General features: G+C 68.3%; 14 protein-coding genes and 1 pseudogene. 9 read left to right on the top strand and 6 right to left on the bottom strand.

The annotated features are described in order from the left end of the window. Nucleotides 1–55: 55 nt before the first annotated feature. The 4 genes from MKK75_RS27000 to MKK75_RS26985 all read left to right on the top strand — a co-directional run bounded on the left by MKK75_RS27000 (nucleotide 56) and on the right by MKK75_RS26985 (nucleotide 5,597). Nucleotides 56–886, top strand: coding sequence for a poly(R)-hydroxyalkanoic acid synthase subunit PhaE (locus MKK75_RS27000; RefSeq protein ID WP_244045562.1), 831 nt, complete (start codon nucleotides 56–58; stop codon nucleotides 884–886). Beyond that, nucleotides 879–2,006, top strand: a complete 1,128-nt coding sequence (gene phaC, locus MKK75_RS26995; RefSeq protein WP_244045561.1) for a class III poly(R)-hydroxyalkanoic acid synthase subunit PhaC — start codon at nucleotides 879–881, stop codon at nucleotides 2,004–2,006. The genes MKK75_RS27000 and phaC overlap by 8 nt, the downstream gene beginning before the upstream one ends. A gap of 98 nt (nucleotides 2,007–2,104) precedes the next feature. After that, nucleotides 2,105–4,132 carry an acyl CoA:acetate/3-ketoacid CoA transferase gene (locus MKK75_RS26990; protein WP_244045560.1) on the top strand — a complete coding sequence of 676 codons (2,028 nt, stop codon included), beginning with the start codon at nucleotides 2,105–2,107 and terminating at the stop codon, nucleotides 4,130–4,132. Further along, nucleotides 4,125–5,597, top strand: a complete 1,473-nt coding sequence (locus MKK75_RS26985) for an NAD-dependent succinate-semialdehyde dehydrogenase (protein WP_244045559.1) — start codon at nucleotides 4,125–4,127, stop codon at nucleotides 5,595–5,597. The genes MKK75_RS26990 and MKK75_RS26985 overlap by 8 nt, the downstream gene beginning before the upstream one ends. A 79-nt stretch (nucleotides 5,598–5,676) precedes the next feature. Here MKK75_RS26985 and MKK75_RS26980 read toward each other — a convergent pair whose 3' ends face one another. The 5 genes from MKK75_RS26980 to pedF all read right to left on the bottom strand — a co-directional run bounded on the left by MKK75_RS26980 (nucleotide 5,677) and on the right by pedF (nucleotide 10,178). After that, nucleotides 5,677–5,961, bottom strand: a complete 285-nt coding sequence (locus MKK75_RS26980; protein ID WP_244045558.1) for a hypothetical protein — start codon at nucleotides 5,959–5,961, stop codon at nucleotides 5,677–5,679. Between the two features lie 104 nt (nucleotides 5,962–6,065). Beyond that, nucleotides 6,066–6,725: a response regulator gene (locus MKK75_RS26975; protein WP_244045557.1), complete on the bottom strand. Its 660-nt coding sequence runs from the start codon at nucleotides 6,723–6,725 to the stop codon at nucleotides 6,066–6,068. Nucleotides 6,726–6,878: 153 nt separating this feature from the next. Next, a complete protein-coding gene (locus MKK75_RS26970; protein ID WP_244045556.1) occupies nucleotides 6,879–8,648 on the bottom strand; it encodes a PQQ-dependent methanol/ethanol family dehydrogenase in 1,770 nt (589 codons plus the stop codon). Between the two features lie 257 nt (nucleotides 8,649–8,905). After that, nucleotides 8,906–9,760: a substrate-binding periplasmic protein gene (locus tag MKK75_RS26965; RefSeq protein ID WP_244045555.1), complete on the bottom strand. Its 855-nt coding sequence runs from the start codon at nucleotides 9,758–9,760 to the stop codon at nucleotides 8,906–8,908. Next, complete coding sequence (pedF, locus tag MKK75_RS26960) at nucleotides 9,750–10,178, bottom strand: cytochrome c-550 PedF (RefSeq protein ID WP_244045554.1); 429 nt, start codon at nucleotides 10,176–10,178, stop codon at nucleotides 9,750–9,752. The genes MKK75_RS26965 and pedF overlap by 11 nt, the downstream gene beginning before the upstream one ends. A gap of 212 nt (nucleotides 10,179–10,390) precedes the next feature. Between pedF and MKK75_RS26955 the strand changes: the two are divergent. The 4 genes and pseudogenes from MKK75_RS26955 (at nucleotide 10,391) to MKK75_RS26940 (ending at nucleotide 15,799) form a co-directional block, all read left to right on the top strand. Then, nucleotides 10,391–11,614: pseudogene (locus tag MKK75_RS26955) on the top strand (ABC transporter substrate-binding protein). Then, nucleotides 11,611–12,621, top strand: coding sequence for a PQQ-dependent catabolism-associated beta-propeller protein (locus tag MKK75_RS26950; RefSeq protein ID WP_244045553.1), 1,011 nt, complete (start codon nucleotides 11,611–11,613; stop codon nucleotides 12,619–12,621). Before MKK75_RS26955 ends, MKK75_RS26950 begins: the two are co-directional and overlap by 4 nt. A gap of 104 nt (nucleotides 12,622–12,725) precedes the next feature. Then, nucleotides 12,726–14,816, top strand: coding sequence for a 4Fe-4S binding protein (locus MKK75_RS26945; RefSeq protein ID WP_244045575.1), 2,091 nt, complete (start codon nucleotides 12,726–12,728; stop codon nucleotides 14,814–14,816). After that, a complete protein-coding gene (locus MKK75_RS26940; protein WP_244045552.1) occupies nucleotides 14,813–15,799 on the top strand; it encodes an FAD:protein FMN transferase in 987 nt (328 codons plus the stop codon). Before MKK75_RS26945 ends, MKK75_RS26940 begins: the two co-directional genes overlap by 4 nt. Nucleotides 15,800–15,820: 21 nt before the next feature. On the opposite strand, the gene MKK75_RS26935 is transcribed toward MKK75_RS26940, so the two are convergent. Then, on the bottom strand, nucleotides 15,821–17,908 hold the full coding sequence (locus MKK75_RS26935; protein WP_244045551.1) for a methyl-accepting chemotaxis protein: 2,088 nt from the start codon (nucleotides 17,906–17,908) through the stop codon (nucleotides 15,821–15,823). A gap of 285 nt (nucleotides 17,909–18,193) precedes the next feature. Between MKK75_RS26935 and MKK75_RS26930 the strand changes: the two genes are divergently transcribed. Then, a complete protein-coding gene (locus MKK75_RS26930) occupies nucleotides 18,194–18,376 on the top strand; it encodes a hypothetical protein (RefSeq protein ID WP_244045550.1) in 183 nt (60 codons plus the stop codon). Nucleotides 18,377–18,608: the final 232 nt, after the last annotated feature.

Raw genomic sequence — 18,608 nt, 5'->3', positions numbered from 1 at the left:
ACGACAGGCTTCGCGATCGCGCGAAGCCCAATAGGACCGGGAGGGAACGCCAAGCATGGACCAGTTCGACGCGTTCCGGGCGATGGGCGAGTTCTGGACGCGGGCGGCTGCCGGCTTCCTCGCCCCCGGGTTTGGGAAAACCGCCCCGCCCTTCGGCTGGTCGGACTTCCCGAGCGCGGACCTCGGCGGACTCGCGTCGGCGCAGTCCAAGCTGACCGAGGCCTGGACCGCCGCCGCCAACCTCTCGCAGGCCCTGACCAAGTCGCTCCAGGGCGGCCCCGACGCGCCGGATCCGACCGCTGGCGCGGTGCTCGCCCGGATCTTCGATCCCCAAGCGTGGCTCGGCGGCTCGGCCGAGTTCGACGCGGCGCTCACCCGCATGTCCGAGGGCCCGCAACTCGCCGACCTGTGGCAGACCGAGCGGCGCTACGCGGCCCTGTTCACCGCCTGGATCGCGCTCCGGCGGGCGCAGAGCGAGCACCAGGCCGTGATGCTCGACGCCTGGACCCGGGCGGCCGGCACCTTCGCCCAGGAGGCGAACGCCCGGGCCGAGCGCGGCGAGAGCTTTGCCTCCGCCCGCGAGATGATGAGCCGGTGGATCGAGACCGCCAACGGGATCCTGCTGGAGGTCCAGCGCAAGGACACATTCCTGGCCTCGCAGCGGGCTGTGCTCCGCGCCTCCACCGAGTTGCGTCTCGCCCAGCAGGACGTCGCCGCCTTCCTCGCCGAATTCTACGGCCAGCCGACCCGGACCGAGCTCGACGACGTGCACAAGAGCCTGACCGAGCTGCGCCGGGAAGTCCGGGCGCTGCGCCGGGAGCGCCGGCAGGCCGGCAAGCTCGCGAAGGCGGGCGTTTCACGGGTTGGGGAGGAAGCCCATGGCTGATCAGGAGAGCCCAAAGACGGCCGCACCGCTGTCCCTCACCCCCGCTGAGTTGCTGGCCGAAGTCGGAACCCTCGGCCGCCGCATCAGCGAGGGCACCAAGCTGTTCGCCGATGTCAGCGACGCCGATGTCGAGATCGCCACCACGCCGAAGGATCTGGTCTGGAGCCAGGACAAGGTCAGCCTCTACCGCTACCGGCCGCTCGCAGAGAGCAAATGCCTGCCGCCGGTGCTGATCGTCTATGGTCTGATCGGCCGCTACACGATGGCCGACCTGCAGGAAGACCGCTCGCTCGTCCGCAACCTGCTCAACCTCGGCCTCGACCTCTACGTGGTCGACTGGGGCAATCCCGGCCGGGCCGACCGCTACGTCACCATCGACGATTACGTGGACGGCTACCTCGCCGAGTGCGTCGCCTACATCCAGGAGGCGGCCGGACGCGAGAAGGTGAGCTTGCTCGGCATCTGCGAGGGCGGCGTCTTCACCACCTGCTACGCGGCGCTCTACCCCGAGACCGTCAACGCGATGGTGCTGACCATCACGCCGATCGACTTCCACGCCGACACCCAGAACGTCCGGGCCGGCCACGGCTTCATCAACGTCTGGACGCGCTCGCTCACCCCCGAGGATGTCGACCGGCTGATCGAGGCGCAAGGCTCCCTGCCCGGCGCCTTCATGGGCTCGGTGTTCTCGATGATGACGCCGATGCGCACCATGACGAAGTACAACCTCGATCTGCTCGACGCGCTCGACGACAAGAAGAAGTTCTTGAACTTCCTGCGGATGGAGAAGTGGATCGCCGACCGGCCGGACCATCCCGGCGAGGCGGCCAAGCAGTGGTTGAAGGATCTCTATCAGGACAACAAGCTGGTCCAGAGTGCGTTCGAACTCGGCGGCCGGAGGGTGGATCTGCAGCAGATCACCTGCCCGGTTCTGAACGTGTTCGCCCAGGACGATCACATCATCCCGCCCGCCACCTCTCAGGCGTTGAAGGACAAGATCGGCACCGACGATTACACCGAGATGGGGCTGCCCGGCGGGCATGTCGGCGTGTTCGTGGGCGGCAAGGCACAGAAGCTGCTGGGTTCGGGCATCGCCGATTGGCTCGGCCAGCGAGGGTAGGATGGTCGCTGATCGGTTCTCACATAGCGCAACGCCCCTCCCCTCCCCCGCGGAGGGGGGAGGGAAAGGCGCGCGGTCCGGCCGCCGAGGACCGTCCCATGGCTAACCTGAAGAACAAGATCGTCAGCGCCGACGAGGCCGCTGCCATCCTGCAGGACGGCGACATGGTCGCGGTCTCGGGGTTCGTCGGCATCGGCACGCCGGACGAGCTGATCCTGGCGCTGGCCCGACGCTTCGAGGCCGGCAACGGCCCACACGGGATCGGCCTGATGTTCGCCGCCGCCCCCGGCGACGGCAAGGAGCGCGGCCTCAATCGCCTGGCGATCCCCGGCCTCGTGAAGCGCGTCGTCGGCGGCCACTGGGCGCTAGTGCCGAAGCTCGGCGCCATGGCGGTCGAGGGTCGAATCGAGGCCTACAACCTGCCGCTCGGCGTGGTCTCGCACCTCTACCGCGAGATCGCCGCTCACACGCCCGGCCACATCACCAAGGTGGGCCTGCGCACCTTCGTCGACCCGCGCCTGGAGGGCGGCAAGCTCAACGGGGTGACCCGCGAGGATCTGGTCAGCGTCGTCGAACTCGGCGGCGAGTCCTGGCTCCACTACAAGGCCTTCCCGGTGAACGTCGCGCTGATCCGCGGCACCACGGCCGACCCGGCCGGCAACATCACCATGGAGCGCGAGGCGCTGACGCTGGACAATCTCGCCGCCGCCATGGCGGCGCGGAACTCGGGCGGCTTCGTGATCGCGCAGGTCGAGCGCTTGGCCGAGGCCGGTTCGCTCAACCCGCGCGAGGTGCAGGTACCCGGCATCCTGGTCGACTGCGTGGTGCTCAGCCAGCCGGAGAACCACCGCCAGACCTACGGCACGCCCTACAACCACGCCTTCACGGGCCGGCAGCGCGTGCCGCTGGACCGGATCCCGCCGATGGCGCTCGACGCCCGAAAAATCGTGGCCCGGCGTTGCGCCTTCGAGTTGCCGCCCGGCGGCGTGGTCAATCTCGGCATCGGCATGCCGGAGGGCGTCGCGGCGGTCGCCGCCGAGGAGCGGGTGCTGAGATACCTGACGCTCACCGCCGAGCCGGGGGTGATCGGCGGCCTGCCGCAGGGCGGGCTCGATTTCGGCGCCGCACTGAACCCGGCCGCGGTGCTGCACCAGAACCAGCAGTTCGACTTCTACGACGGCGGCGGCCTCGATCTCGCCTGCCTCGGCCTCGCCCAGTGCGACGCGGAGGGCAACGTCAACGTCAGTCGGTTCGGTAAACGGCTCGCGGGGGCGGGCGGCTTCATCAACATTTCGCAGAACGCGAAGAGCCTCGTGTTCGCCGGCACCTTCACGGCCGACGGGCTGACGGTTGCAGTCGAGGGCGACGGCATCCGGATCCTCAGCGAGGGCCGCTCCCAGAAATTCATGGCGGCGGTCGAGCAGGTGACCTTCTCGGGGGCCTACGCGGCCGAGCGCGGCCAGCCGGTGCTCTACGTGACCGAGCGTTGCGTCTTCCGCCGGACCCGGGCCGGCATGGAACTCGTGGAGGTCGCGCCGGGGATCGACATCGACCGCGACATCCTCGGCCAGATGGGGTTCGCGCCGATCGTGCGCGCCCCGAAGCCGATGGATCCGCGCCTGTTCCGCGATACCGTGATGGGGCTGGAGCCCTGGCTGCTCGGCCTCTCCATGGCGGAGCGGATCAGCTACGATCCGGAGCGCAACATCCTGTTCTCGAACCTCGAGGGATTTCAGGTCCGGACCATCGAGGATGTCGAGCTGGTCCGCCGGGAATACGAGCGCGCCTGCCAGGAGATCGGCCGCAAGGTCCACCTGATCGCCAATTACGACGGGTTCGAGATCGACCCGACGGTGAGCGATGCCTATTTCTCGGCGATCGCTTATCTGGAAAAGCGGTATTATGAGACGGCATCGCGCTACACCACGAGCGCGTTCCTGCGATTGAAACTCGGCGCCTCGCTGGCGAGCCGCGATCTGGCTCCCCACGTATTCGAGACAAGAGCCGAGGCACAGGCGAGGAATACGGCCCAAGGGGTGACCCTCAAGCCGCGGACTGCGATGTCGGACTCCGAGAGATCGGTCCCCGGCCTGCCGCAGCCGCCGAAGGAACCGTTGGATGCCTGAGACCGAGATTCCCACCCTGAAGGATCGCGCCCTGCTGGTCGAAGCCTGCCTCGTCGGCGGCGCATGGACCAAGGCCGGCTCCGGCAGCATCGATGTCACCAACCCGGCGACCGGCGCCGTCATCGCCCGCGTGCCGAATGCCGGCGCCGAAGAGACCCGGCAGGCGATCGAGGCGGCGCACGCGGCCTATCCGGCGTGGCGCGCCAGGACCGCCAACGAGCGCGCCGTGCTGCTGCGCAAGCTCGCGGCGCTGGTCACCGAGCATCAGGAGGACCTGGCGCAGATCCTCACCGCCGAGCAGGGCAAGTCGCTCACGGAATCCCGCGGCGAGGTCGCCATGTCGGCGGCCTATGTCCTGTGGTTCGCGGAGGAGGCGCGGCGCGTCTACGGCGACGTGATCCCCTCACCCTGGGGCGACCGCAAGATCCTCGTCACCAAGGAGCCGATGGGCGTGGTCGCGGCGATCACACCGTGGAATTTTCCGTCCTCGATGATCGCCCGCAAGATCGCCCCGGCTCTGGCCGCCGGCTGCCCGATCGTGATCAAGCCCGCCTCGCAGACCCCGCTCTCGGGCTTGGCCTGGGGCGTGCTGTGCGAGCGCGCCGGCTTCCCGGCCGGGGTGGTGAGCATCCTCACCGGCTCGGCCCGCGCCATCGGCGCCGAGATGACGGGCAATCCGCTGGTCAAGAAGATCACGTTCACCGGCTCCACCGAGGTCGGCAAGGTACTGCTGGAGCAGGCCTCCCACACGGTGAAGAAGGTCTCGATGGAACTCGGCGGCAACGCGCCGTTCATCGTGTTCGACGATGCCGACCTCGATCGGGCGGTGGCCGGCGCGATGCTCGCCAAGTACCGCAATTCCGGCCAGACCTGCATCTGCACCAACCGCTTCCTGGTGCAGGACGGGATCTACGACGCCTTCGCGGAGAAGATGGCCGAGGCCGCCAACCGCTTGAAAGTCGGCAACGGCATCGAGGACGGCGTCGCCCAAGGCCCGCTGATCGACATGGCCGCCGTGGAGAAGACCGAGGCGCATATCCGCGACGCCGTCGAGAAAGGCGGTCGGGTGATCGCGGGCGGGCATCGCCACGCGCTCGGCGGCCAGTTCTTCGAGCCCACCGTGATCACCGGTGTGACGCCCGCCATGGATGTGGCCCGCGAGGAGACGTTCGGGCCGCTCGCACCGCTGTTCCGCTTCCGCGACGAGGCGGAGGCGATCGGGATGGCCAACGACACGGAGTACGGGCTCGCCTGCTACGTCTACACGCGCGACCTCGGCCGGACCTTCCGGGTGGCGGAGGCGCTGGAATACGGCATGGTCGGGATCAACGAGGGGATCATCACCACCGAGGTGGCCCCCTTCGGCGGCGTGAAGGAATCGGGTCTCGGCCGCGAGGGCTCGTATCAGGGTATCGAGGATTACTTGAACACGAAGTACCTGTGCGTGGGCGGGCTCGGGGCGTGAGGACGCCGCTTCGGTAGACCCTTGTTCGGTACAAAAAGGTCCCCTCCCCCCGCCGAGGGGGAGGGAACGCCGGCACGTCTTACTTTCCGCTGGGAGCCGCGCCGCTGCCGGTCGCGCCGTTGCCCATGCTGCTGCCGGCGGGCGCGCCGGGTGTGCTCACCCGCGGACCGCCGCTCGTCCCGGGCGCCATGCCGGTTCCGGTCGATCCGGTCCGCTCCATGGACTTCTCGGAATTGCTCTTCACGCTGCCCGGGTTGTTCATGTTGCCCTGGGACGAGCCGTTCCCGGCTGCGCTCTGCGCCAGCGCCGCGCTCGAAACCATCAGCGACAGGGCGGCCGCCAGGGCCAAAGTCTTCTTCATCATCGCGTTATCCTCCGGACGAAACGGTTCGTTCACCCGTGAGGCCAACGCCTTCAGACTGAACTTCGTTCAGTTCACCCGCGCCGATACTGATCGTGCGCGACGCATCAGGCCGGAAGGGCGTTGTGGATCTGGTCGAAATCCAGGGACGCCGTGTCGATCACGATCTGCGTCCGGCTGATCACTTCCAGCTTGCGCAGGATCTCGGAGACATGCGCCTTCACGGTCGAGTCGCCGACCTGAAGCTCGTGGGCGATCTGCTTGTTGAGTTTGCCCTGCCGGATCATCATCAGCACCCGCAATTGCTGCGGGGTCAGCCGGGCGAGGCGCTCGGGGAGCGGCGCCTTCTTGGAGCGCGGCGCGGACGCATTCGCCTCGGCGAGGCCCGGCGGCAGGAACAGCGCGCCGCTCAGCACCGCGTCGATCGCCCGGGTCAGCGTGGCCTTGTCCATCGCCTTCGGGACGAAGCCGGCAGCGCCGTGCTGCAGCGCCTCGCGCACGATGCGCGGATCCTCGTGGCCGGAGACGACCAGGATCGGGATGCGCGGAAAGCTCGCCCGGATCGTGATCAGCCCGTCGAAGCCGGAGGTGCCGCGCATCGACAGGTCGAGGAGCGTCAGGTCGATGCTCCGGTTGGCGGCGAGCACCGCGCAGGCCGCCGCGATGCCGTCGGCCTCGTGCAGCACCGCGTCCGGATGCGCGAGGCGGATCGTGGCCGCGAGCGCGTCCCGGAATAGCGGGTGGTCGTCGACGATCAGGAGATGCACGGACTGCGCGGTCCTTCGCTCAAGATCCCCACGGGATCCCTCGAAAACTGATCGAAGCGGCCCCGGCGCGCAAGCGGGTGTTGAGAGAACCGCCCGCGCTCCGAGGCCTGGGCATGCCGGCTCGCGCGGAGCCGACATGCTTTCTTGGGGACTTCAGCGCGACGCCACCGTCTTCGGCAGCTTGAACGCCCAGAAGCTGCCGCCCTGGTTGATGCCGGCGGTCGACTTGGCGACCTCGCCGCCCCAGAGCGGCACGGCGCCGCCCCAGCCGGCCGCGACGCCGACCCACTGCTCGCCGTCCTGTTCCCAGGTGATCGGCGAGGAGACCACGCCGGTGCCGACCTGGAACTTCCAGACTTCCTCGCCGGTCTTGGCGTCGAAGGCCTTCAGGAAGCCCTCCGGTGTGCCGGTGAAGACGAGGTTGCCCGCGGTGGTGAGCACGCCGGCCCAGAGCGGAGCCTTGTTCTTGTACTCCCACACGATCTTGCCCGTGGCCGGGTCGATCGCCTTGAGCGAGCCGATATGGTCGTCGAAGACCGGCTTGATGGTGAAGCCGGCGCCGAGATAGGCCGCGCCCTTCTTGTAGTTCACCGGCTCGTTCCAGATGTCCATGCCCCACTCGTTGGAGGGCACGTAGAACAGCTTGGTGTCGGGGCTGTAGCCGATCGGCATCCAGTTCTTGCCGCCGAGGAAGCTCGGCACCGCGAAGACCGACTTGCCCTTCTTGTCGTCGCCCTGCGCCTGGCTCGGGTCGCCGGGGCGGTTTTCGGGATTGTAGATCGGGCGGCCGTTCTCATCGATGCCCTTGGCCCAGTTGATCTTGTTCACGAACGGCGTCGCCGAGATGAACTTCCCGTTGGTGCGGTCGAGGACGTAGAAGAAGCCGTTGCGGTCGGCGGTGGCGCCGGCCTTGATGGTCTTGCCGCCCTTGCTCAGGTCGAACGGCACGAACTCGTTGACCCCGTCGAAGTCCCAGCCGTCATGTGGCGTGGTCTGGAAGCCCCAGACGATCTCGCCATTGTCGGGGTTGAGGGCGAGACGCGAGGCGGTCCACTTGTTGTCGCCCGGCCGCAGCCAGGAGTTCCACGGGCCCGGGTTGCCGGTGCCGAAATAGACGAGGTTGGTCTCCGGATCGTAGGTGCCGCCGAGCCACGTAGCGCCGCCGCCGAACTTCCACATGTCGCCGGGCCAGGACTCGTTGACCTTGCCGGTCATGGACGAGGGCTTGCCGTTGAGCTCGCCCATATGGCCCTCGATCACGGGGCGCTTCCACACGATCTCGCCGGTCTCGGCGTCGCGGGCCTCGATGCGGCCGACCACGCCGAATTCGCCGCCCGAGACGCCGGTGATGATCTTGCCCTTCACGATGATCGGAGCGGCCGTGTAGCTGTAGCCGGCCTTGAAGTCGTCGATGTCCTTGCGCCAGACCACCTTTCCGGTCTTGACGTTCAACGCGACGAGCTTGGCGTCGAGGGTGCCGAAATAGACGTTGTCTTTGTAGAGGGCGGCACCGCGGTTCACCACGTCGCAGCAGGGCAGGATGCCCTCCGGCAAGCGGGCATCGTATTCCCACTTCTTCTCGCCGGTGTGGGAATCGATCGCGTACATGCGCGAATACGAGCCCGTGACGTAGATGATGCCGTCCTTGACCAGCGCCTGGCTCTCCTGTCCGCGCTGCTTCTCGCCGCCGAAGGAGAACGACCACGCTGGCACGAGGCTCTTGATGTTGTCGCGGTTGAGGGTCTTCAACGGACTGAAGCGCTGAGCCTGCGGGCCGAGGCCGTAGGTGACCACGTCGCCCGGTGTCTTGGCGTCGTTCAGGATATCCTGCTCGCTCACGCCCTCGGCGAGGGCCGGCAGGGCTCCGCCCGCCACGAGGGCGGCGACGCCCACCGCGGCGAGGAACTGGGTCCGCATTCTCATGACGTGTCCTCCGTCTGCGGCCCCGGTCCGTCTGGCCGGGGCATCGGGGTTTCGGCGCGGACCGCACAAGTCGCGGGGCGCCCCCTTGGGAATTGAGGCTATCGGGCTTCTCAGGAAAGTCTTATTGGTCTTTGGTCGAATGACTGGATAGATTTGGCGCCACAAGAGACTGTATTTGATAGACTAAACAGCAATCCGGATGTGGCACGCGTCTCCCTCCCCCGCAGAGGGGGAGGGAGACGCGCGTCGCCCGTCCGTCAATACCCCTTCGGCGGCGTGTAGCTGACGCCGTAGCTCGCGCAGATCGCCTTCAGCCGGCCGTCCGTGTTCAGGGCTGTCACCGCATCCGCCACCGCGTAGGCGAGGTCGCGCGAGTCGGTCTTCACCGCCCCGCCGATCTCCCATCGCGTCTTAACCAGCCCGGAGGACGGCACCGTCGCGATCGGGTTGTCGTCCTTGGGCGCCTTGGCGGCGAACAGGGCGGCCTCGATCGCCGCGCGGGTGCCGGCCAGGATCGGCGCCTCACCCGCCAGATAGGCCTTCGCGGCCTCCTCGAAGCTCTTGTAGTGCTTCAGATTCCCGCGAAACCGGCCCCCCTGGGCGGTGAGCAGCATCAGGTCGGCGGCGCTCGTCCCTTCAAGCGCCACGGTCTTGTCGCCGATGTCGTCGAGCGTGTCGAAGCCTTCCAGATCACCCTTGCGGTACGCGAAGGCGATCTCCTGCTCGAAGTACGGGGCGGTGAAGAACGTTTGATCGTTGCGAAGCGCGAGCTGCCGGTCGGTCGGCACGTGCAGCATCAGGTCGGCCAGCGGCGAGCCGGCGAGGTCCCCTTTCCACAGGTTGAGGCGCAGATCCCCGTCGACGTTCTCGCCGGCATCGACCACGCGCAGGTCGAGCTTGACCTTGAGCGCGTCCGCGATGGCCTGCGCGAGGTCGGCGTCGATGCCCCGGGCTTTGCCCTTCACGTCTTCGGAGAACGGCGCGTTGTCGCCGTAGACCGCGACGCGCAGGGTGCCGTCGGCCACGACCTGATCGAGCGGCCGCGCGACGACCGCCGGCTGGAAACCGAGCGCCAGCAGGAGGCCCCAGGCGAGCGTGCGGCTACTCCTCATGCTTCGACTCGATGTAGCTGCGGATCGCCCACAGGCCCTCCTGGGAGATCAGCCCGTCGAAGACCGGCATCTTGGTCACGCCGTTGATGACGGCGCCGTGCTTCATGCGCTCGACGAAGTATTCGTCGCCCTCCTTGCCCTGCGGCAGGTAGCGCAGGTCCGGGGCGAGGCCGCCGGAGATCATCTCCAGGCCGTGGCAGCGGGCGCAGTTCTGATTGAAGCCGGAGGCGCCGAGCGAGATCGCGTGGGGATCGCCCTTGTAGGGGTTCTCGGCGAGCCATTCGGCGCCGAGCGGTTTCAGGCCGTCGGTCTTGACCGGCTGAGGCTGCACGTCGCCGTGCCCCAGGGCGCCGCCGGCTGCCAGGACGAGACCCAAGACCATCAATCCGCCGGCCGCCGCGGTCTTCGTTGCGCCCATCTCCCGCCTCCCATCGTCGTTGGATCACGGTTAGCAAGTACCGGGGATCAGACCCATTCTGCTTTGGTACGGATCACCCGGATTTCGTCAGTGGATGACTTGTGTTGCGTTGCACAAAGACTGACGGGTGCACCTTGGTCCAATATCCGCAGGCTGCTCTCCGCTCCTAAGACTCTCCAACAACGTGACCGGGTCGGAGGAGACGGACGGGGATGGTGCGCTTCGGGGCGCGGCCGACGGACAGGGTGATGCGACGTCCCGGCGCGGGCGTGATCCCGGCCGCCCTGTTGCTCCTGGCCTCGTGCCGCACGGCTGAGGCAGCAGGAGCGCCGCTGCCGATCCAGTATCTGGAGCGGCGGATCGAGCGCCCGGTGCCGTTGAACAACGAGGATCCGATCCCCGACGACGAGGGCGCGCGGGGCGCCGAACTCGGCCTGAAGGACTCGATTGCGACGGGCCACTTCCTGGGGCTGTCGTTCACTCTGGACGCGAAGGTCGTCCAGCCCGGGGCGGATATCCGCGCGGCGTTCCGGGAGATCGCGGACCCGCGCTTCGTGGTGCTCAACGCCCCGGCCGACGATGTGCTCGCCATCGCCGATCTTCCCGAGGCGCGGGGCAGCGTGCTCCTCAACATCGGCGCGCCCGACACGCGCCTGCGCGATGCGGATTGCCGAAAAAATTTGCTCCACGTCCTGCCTTCGCGCGCCATGCTGGCCGACGCGCTGGTCCAGTTCCTGGCGTTCAAGCGCTGGTCGCGGATCCTGCTGGTGGCGGGGCCGGAATCCGGAGACGCCCTCTACGCCGAGGCCCTTCGGCGCAGCGCGAAGAAGTTCGGCGCGCGGGTCGTCGCCGAATCGCGCTATGATCCCAAGGGTGGCGATGTCCGCGACACGGCTTTGCGCGAGTTCGCCCTGCCGACCCGCGGCCCGGAGCACGATGTGGTCGCGGTCGCCGACGAGGCGGGCGCGTTCGGCACGAGCTTGAACTACAACACCGCCGCCCCGCGCCCGCTCGTGGGTACGTAGGGCCTGTCGCCCGCCGCCTGGGGACGGTCGGTCGAGGCCTGGGCGGCGGTGCAGCTCCAGGGCCGCTTCCGCAAGCTCGCGGGCCGGGCGATGCGGCCGATCGACTGGGCGGGCTGGATGGCGGTCCACACGGTCGGCGAGGCGTCCGTCAAGGCGCGCAGCACCGATCCCGGCGCGGTCCGCGCCGCGCTGACCGCGCCGGCTTTCGAGGTCGGCGGCTTCAAGGGGCGGGCGCTGAGCTTCCGCGCCTGGAATGGCCAGTTGCGCCAGCCGATCTTCCTGCTTTGGCCGGGGGCCGTGATCGCCACGGCGCCGATCGAGGGTTTCCTCCACCACCGCACGGAACTCGATACCCTCGGCCTCGACGAGCCCGAGAGCGTCTGCCGCGCATTCACCGGACGCGCAGGATGACCCGCTTCGCCCCCCTCGCCGTCGTCCTGCTCGCCGTCGCCACCCCGGCGAAGTCCGAAGAGATCTTCGTCACCAACGAACGCGACAACACGATCACGGTGATCGACGGCGACAGCTTGGAGGTGCTGCGCACCTTCCCGGTGGGCCGGCGGCCCCGGGGCGTGGCCTTCGCGAAGGACGGCCAGTCCCTCTACGTCTGCGCAAGCGATTCCGATGCCGTGCAGGTGATCGACCCGGATACCGGCCAGGTCCGGCATGACCTGCCCTCCGGCGAGGATCCGGAGCAGTTCGCGCTGGCGCCTGACGGCCGCACGCTGTTCATCGCCAACGAGGAGAACGCCACCACCACGGTGGTCGACGCTCAATCCCGCAAGGTCCTGGCGCAGATCGATGTCGGCATCGAGCCCGAGGGCGTGGCGGTGAGCCCGGACGGCCGCCTCGCCGTGACGACCTCGGAGACCACCAACATGGTCCACTGGATCGACACGAAGACGCTTCAGGCGGTGGATGCCACGCCGGTCGGACAACGCCCGCGCTTCGCGGCCTTCACGGCGGACGGGACCCGGCTCTGGGCCTCCTCGGAGATCGGCGGCACCGTCTCGGTGATCGACGTGGCGAGCCGGAAAGTCATCGAGACGGTCGGATTTGCCGTGAAGGGGATCGCCTCGGACCGGATCCAGCCGGTGGGGATCCAGCTCGCGAAGGACGGGCGCCACGCCTTCGTGGCCCTGGGCCCGTCCGACCGCGTGGCGGTCGTGGACACCGCGACCTACAGGGTCGAGAGCTACATCCTGGTCGGGCGGCGGGTCTGGCAGCTCGCGCTCAACAGCGCGGGCACGCGGCTCTTCACCACCAACGGCGTCTCGGGCGACGTGACGGTGATCGACGCGGAGACGTTCAGGCCGATCCGCACCGTGAAGGTCGGCCGCTTCCCGTGGGGCGCCGCGGCCCGGCCGACGCCGGACGCCAAGACCCCCGACGGCCGCGCTGCCGGTGCGGCGCCGTGAGGTTTTCTGGAACGCGGGACGCTGCCACGGAGCCACCCTCCCCCCTCTGCGGGGAGAGAGAGAACGCGTCGCGCAAAAACGGCCGCGCCGGCTCAAGCCTTCCCCTGTACCTCACGCTCCTGCTCGCAATTCTGTTCCACACCCTCCCCGCCCAAGCCGGCCAGCTCGGCCGCGCGGGCCTCGAGAAACACTTCCCCCCGCCCCTCGTGGTCGGCGAGAAGGACGATACACTTCCGGTCTGGCCGATCCTGAAGCAGCAGGCGGGGTCCTACGAGGTGTTCGCCTACGCCTTCGAATCGGTCGATCTCGCCCCGATCCCCGGCTTCGGCGGCACGCCGCCGGACCTGCTGGTGGCGCTGGCGCCGGACGGCACCTTCCGGGACGTCAAGGTCATCAGCCAGCACGAGCCGGTCTTCCTCGAAGGGCTCGGGCCGGAGCCGCTCATCGCCTTCGTCGAGCAATATGCCGGCCTCTCGGCGCGGCAGGCGATCCGGGTCGGTCGGCCGAATGCCCGGGCGGGCGGTGCGGCACCCCAGACCACGGTCGACGGCATATCGATGGCCACCGCATCGACCCGGGTGATCAATCAGTCGATCCTGGCCTCGGCCCTGACCGTGGCCCGGGGCAAGCTCGGCTTCGGGGCGACCAATGTCGGCCTGAAGGTCGAGGCCAAGCCCGATCTCTATGAAAGGCTCAGCCTCCCGGACCTGCTGGCCCGCGGCTGGGTCAGGCGGCTCACCGTGACGGGCGCGACCGCGGCCACGGCCTTCAAGGGGACCGGCGTCGAGGATCGGGTAGACGGGCCGCCCGATACCGTCCTCACCGACCTGTACGTCGCCTATCTCGACGCCCCGTCGATCGGCCGCAACCTCCTGGGCGAGGCCCGGTTCGACGCGCTGATGCGGGAACTCGGCCCCGGCAACCACGCCGTGATGGTCCTGAGCGCCGGCCCGGAGGATGCACCCGCGAATCCCATCGGCGAGCGATTCGTCCTGGGGGCCGTGCCCGACAGGCTGGCGGTCAGCCAGGGTGGGCTGATCGTGACGGCGCGGGACATGGCGGTGGAGCGCCGCGACGCCGGCCTCGCCGAGGGCCTGCCGCCCGGCAACTGGACGATCCTCCGGATCGATCAGGCCGCGGGCTTCGACCCCTCCGCCCCCTGGACCTTGACGGAAACGATCGTGCGCGAGCGCGGCCAGATCCTGTCGGAGAAGATCGCTCGCACGTTTCCGGTCGAGACCGCCCTGCCCGCCGACCTGTTCACCCGGATCAAGCCGGATGCGGGGCCGAGCTGGACCGACCCCTGGCGCGCCCGGGCGCCGGAACTCGGGCTGATCGGGCTCGCGCTGGCGGTGCTGGTGCCCGTGTTGGCGCGTCAGCGCGGGCTGGTGGCCGATGGGCCTCGCTTCGCGGCCTTCCGACTCGGCTTCCTGACGCTGACGCTCGGCTTCATCGGCTGGTTCGCACAGGCGCAGCTCTCGATCGTCACCCTGGTCGGCCTCGTGCGCGCCGCCGCCACGACCCACGACCTCGCCTTCCTGCTCTACGATCCGCCTTCGCTGGTGCTCTGGGCGTTCGCGCTCGCCGCCCTCGTCGTCTGGGGGCGGGGCACCTTCTGCGGCTGGCTCTGCCCCTTCGGGGCGCTTCAGGAATTCGTGGCGCTGGTCGCGCGACCGCTGCGGATCCGGCAGGTCGCGGTCCCGCCCGGGCTCGACCGGGTGCTGCGGCAGGCGAAGTATGGTGTCCTCGCCGGCATCCTGCTGGCCGCGGCCGCCGGGTCTCCGCTGGCCGACAGCTTCAGCGAGATCGAGCCCTTCAAGACCGCCGTCACCCTGTACTTCGTGCGGTCCTGGCCGTTCGTCGCCTACGCGACTGGGCTGCTGGTGCTCAACCTTGTCGTCTACAAGGGCTTCTGCCGCTATCTCTGCCCGCTCGGCGCCAGCCTCGCCCTGCTCGGCCGGGTGCGGATCCTCGACTGGATCCCGCGCCGGGCCGAGTGCGGCACACCCTGCCAGCTCTGCAAGGTCCGCTGCCGCTACGGCGCCATCGCGCCGAGCGGCCGGATCGACTATCCCGAGTGCTTCCAGTGCATGGATTGCGTGACGATCATTCACGATCCGGGGCAGTGCGTCCCGCAAGTCTTGGCGCACAAGCGCGGGCGCCGGTCGGCGCCGCATCCGGTCGGGGCCGCATGAGCGGCGGCGGTCACCCACGCCCCGCCCGCCGCCGCATCCTCGTGGGTGCCGCCGGGCTCGCCGCCGCGGCCGGGCTCGGCGGCCTCGCGGCGTTCCGGGCCGCCGCCGCGTCGGCTGGGCTGACGCTGCGCACCCGGGCCGGTCTCGCCTTCGGCACCACCGTGGCGCTGACGGCCGCGGGTGGGGATGCCGCTCGGCTCGAAGCCGCGCTGACCGACGGGTTCGCGGCGATGCGCGCCGTCGAGGTGGCCGCGAGCCTATTCCGCCCCGACAGCGCCCTGTCGCGCCTCAACCGCGACGGCGCGCTCGACGCGCCCGACCCGCACCTCGTGGTGCTGCTGCGCTTCGCCCTGGCGCTGGCGGCCGAGACCGGGGGGGCGTTCGATCCGACGGTACAGCCGCTCTGGCCGGTCTGGGCCGCAGCGGCGGCCCGGGGGGCGCGGCCGGCGGCCGGGGTGCTCCACGCCGTCCTGGGACGGATCGGCTGGCGCCGCGTGCGGCTCGAACCGGACCGCATCACCTTGGAGCCCGGTACCGCCCTGACCCTCAATGCCGTGATCCAGGGCTACGCCGCCGACCGCGTCATGGCGGCGTTCCGGGGTCACGGCATCGAAGACGCCTTCGTGGATACCGGCGAGTTCGGCGCCTCCGGGGCGCATCCCGACGGGTCGCCCTGGCGCCTCGGTCTCGCCGATCCGCGCGATCCCGCCACGCTCGCCGCGGTGATCGCCCCGTTCACGGGCTTTGCGGCGACATCGGGCGACTACAACATGCGCTTCTCGGACGACCGGGCCGACCACCACATCTTCGATCCCGCAACCGGCTACTCCCCAGGCGCCCTCTCCTCCGTCACCGTCACGGCGCCGACCGGCCTCCTCGCCGACGGTCTGTCCACCGCCTGCATGGTGCTCGGGCGGGAACGCGGCGCGCGCCTGGTCGCCGGCCATGCGGGCGCCGCCGTGCGCTTCACCGACAAGGCCTGATCGTCGGCGATCGTGGTCGTCTCAGGCGGCGCGCACCTGACTCAGGAAGTCGGCGACCTGCCGGGAGAGCTGGTTCGCCTCGGTGGTGAGTTGTGACGAGGAGGCGAGCACTTCCTCGGCGGCCGTTCCCGACTGCTTGAGCGATCGCGCCACGGTAGCGATGTTGGCGGTGACCTCGTTCGTGCCGCCGGACGCCTCCGCGATGTTGCGGATGATGTCGTTCGTCGCCGCACTCTGCCGGCCGACGGCGCCGACGATGGTCGATGCCATTGCGTTCATATGCTGAACCCGTTCGGCGATCGACCGGATGGCACCGACGGCCCGGGTCGTCGACGCCTGGATCGCATCGATCTGCGCCGAGATGTCGTTCGTCGCCACGGAGGTCTGAGTGGCGAGAACCTTGACTTCCGCGGCCACCACCGCGAAGCCGCGCCCCGCCTCGCCTGCCCGGGCCGCCTCGATGGTCGCGTTGAGCGCCAGCAGATTGGTCTGGCTGGCGATAGCGGAGATCAGCGCGACCACCGCGCTGACCTTCTCGGCGCTGACGGCGAGATCCTGCACGATCGCGGTGGTGGCGTCGGCCTCTTCCGAGGCGGCGGACGACATGGCCCGGGACTCCGCGAGCTGTCGCCCGATCTCTTCCACCCACGACCCCAGGCCCTCGGCCGCGCCTGCTACGGTCGACACATTGGCGGAGGCCTGTTCGGCCGCCGCCGCCACGGCGCTCGCGCTGGCGATCGAGCCGGTCACCGCCGCATTCATCCGACCCGCGCTGGATTCCAGCGCGCTCGCCGAGCCGGCCACGATCTCGACCACCTTGCCGACGCTCGCCTGGAAGTCGTGACTCAAGGCTTCGAGCATCGCCTTGCGGCGGCTGTCGGCCTCCATGCGGTTGCGCTGGCTCTCGGCCTCGAGTTCGCGCGTGCGCGTCAAACCGGTTCCAAAGACTTCGACGGCCGCCGCCATACCGCCGATCTCATCGGTGCGGCCGATGCCGGGGACGGTCTGACCGAGGTTGCCGGCTGCAATGGAGGACATGCTGTCCGTCATCAGGCGGATCGGCCGTGAGACGCGGCGGTCGACCAGGATCAGGATCCCGATGCCGACCGCCAGCGAACCCAGCATGGCGGCGACAGCGAGATAGAGACGCCCTTTCGCGTCGGCCAGCTTGCTCTGGATCGACGCATCGCCCTCGGCAAAAGCGGCATCGCGCAGTGCGATCACCGGTTTCCAGATCGGCACCGTCTTTGATCTGAATTCTTCGTGGCTTAACGGATAAGTTCCGGTTTCCGAAGCTTTGAGGACAGCCTGATTCAAGGTGCTGAATTCGCCGATATAAGACTGCTTGACCGCCAGCACCGCGTCCCTGAGCTTCGCGGGTGTCGATTCCTGATCGGCCAGCGGACCGAGGCGGGACCAAGCTTCGGCGACCTGTCCTCCGAGCCTGATGATGGTTTCCCGATCGGCCTTCGAGGCGGGCTTGGCACTCATGATCAGGTTCATCAGCATGCCCGCTTCCCGCCCGCCCGCGTCGCGCAGGGCCAGCACGATGCTCGCGAAATTGGCATACCGGAAGGCGTTGCCGTCGACGGCCGCGACCAGACGCGTCTGATCGTGCATCGTCATCAGGGCATCATTGTTGATCTCGTAACTGCGATTCATAACGGTTTCGATGAAACCGGCCCGAGCCTCCGGGGGCGCGCGGCGGATCTGGTCCGCGGCGGACACGCGCGTGTCCGTCCAGAGTTTCGTCAGCCGTGCGATCTGTTCAATCAGCGGCTGCGCGGTCGGCTCCGTCGCTGCCAGAGCCTCGATCGACGATCGGGCTGCGGCCAGCGCCGCGTCGGTCGCCCTGCGCAATGCCGTGTGCTCCGCGTTGTCCGGTATATCGCCGGTGGGGGCGCTGTTGATCACCATGACCAATTGCCCGCGCTCGATGTTGAGCGTCGCGGGGATATTCGACATCGATTTCGCAACATTGAGCCGCAGGGCTGTCCGCTTCACCGCCTCGATGGTCGACACTTCATCGACGGTGATCGTTGATCCCAGACCAAACACAATCAACGTGAGGGTAAAAATTGAAAAAAATAAAAGTCGACTGAGTGACATCGTGTACCTCAATATTGACGGATGGGGGAGGCAAGACTTTCGCGACGTGGCGACATCAGGTGTTGGCGGCGGACAGGGCCGGCGCACCGTATTCCGTTGACGCGCGGCTCAACCCATCGTCGCTCCCAGAATCGGGGAGGCTCTTTCGGGACGTTGTCCGGGACCGTGCTCGGCCGAGCGGGACACCGGTTCGGGGCGGGATCGCGCATCACAAGGATCTAGACGTCCCGCCCGCCCGGTTTCGTCGGATCGGTGAGGTGATGCCGGGTCGGCCCTGGATCCCTGTTGGCGATGATCGCCGGTCCGTCGATGCCGGCCGGAACCGGCACCGTCGCTTCGCGCCGTCTGGCACCGGGATCGGTCATCGGCCAACTCCGCTCGGTTCACAACGCCTACGCTGATCTTGATCCGTGCTTAAACCGGTTCATCCATAAGAATAATCTCGTGCAGAAGTTGTATTTCGCATGAATGATTCGATAAAAAACCAAGATGTGTCCTGCGACATTCCAGGATATCGCACAACTTTATCTTAGGTGATTCGCGTTAACTTGCAAGAAGATATGGATAAGCAAATTATTTAGGTAGAAAAACTGATCGGTATGCCGATTTTCATATTCAAATGTTAAGGAATATAATATTTTATCTATAGATCCGGTCGAATATCGACGACATCGCGAGTGGCGTCCTGCGTCCGGCGCAA

The sequence above is a fragment of the Methylobacterium sp. J-030 genome, assembly GCF_022829545.1.
Lineage (GTDB): Bacteria > Pseudomonadota > Alphaproteobacteria > Rhizobiales > Beijerinckiaceae > Methylobacterium.
This window is presented reverse-complemented; position numbering and strand designations above follow the sequence as displayed.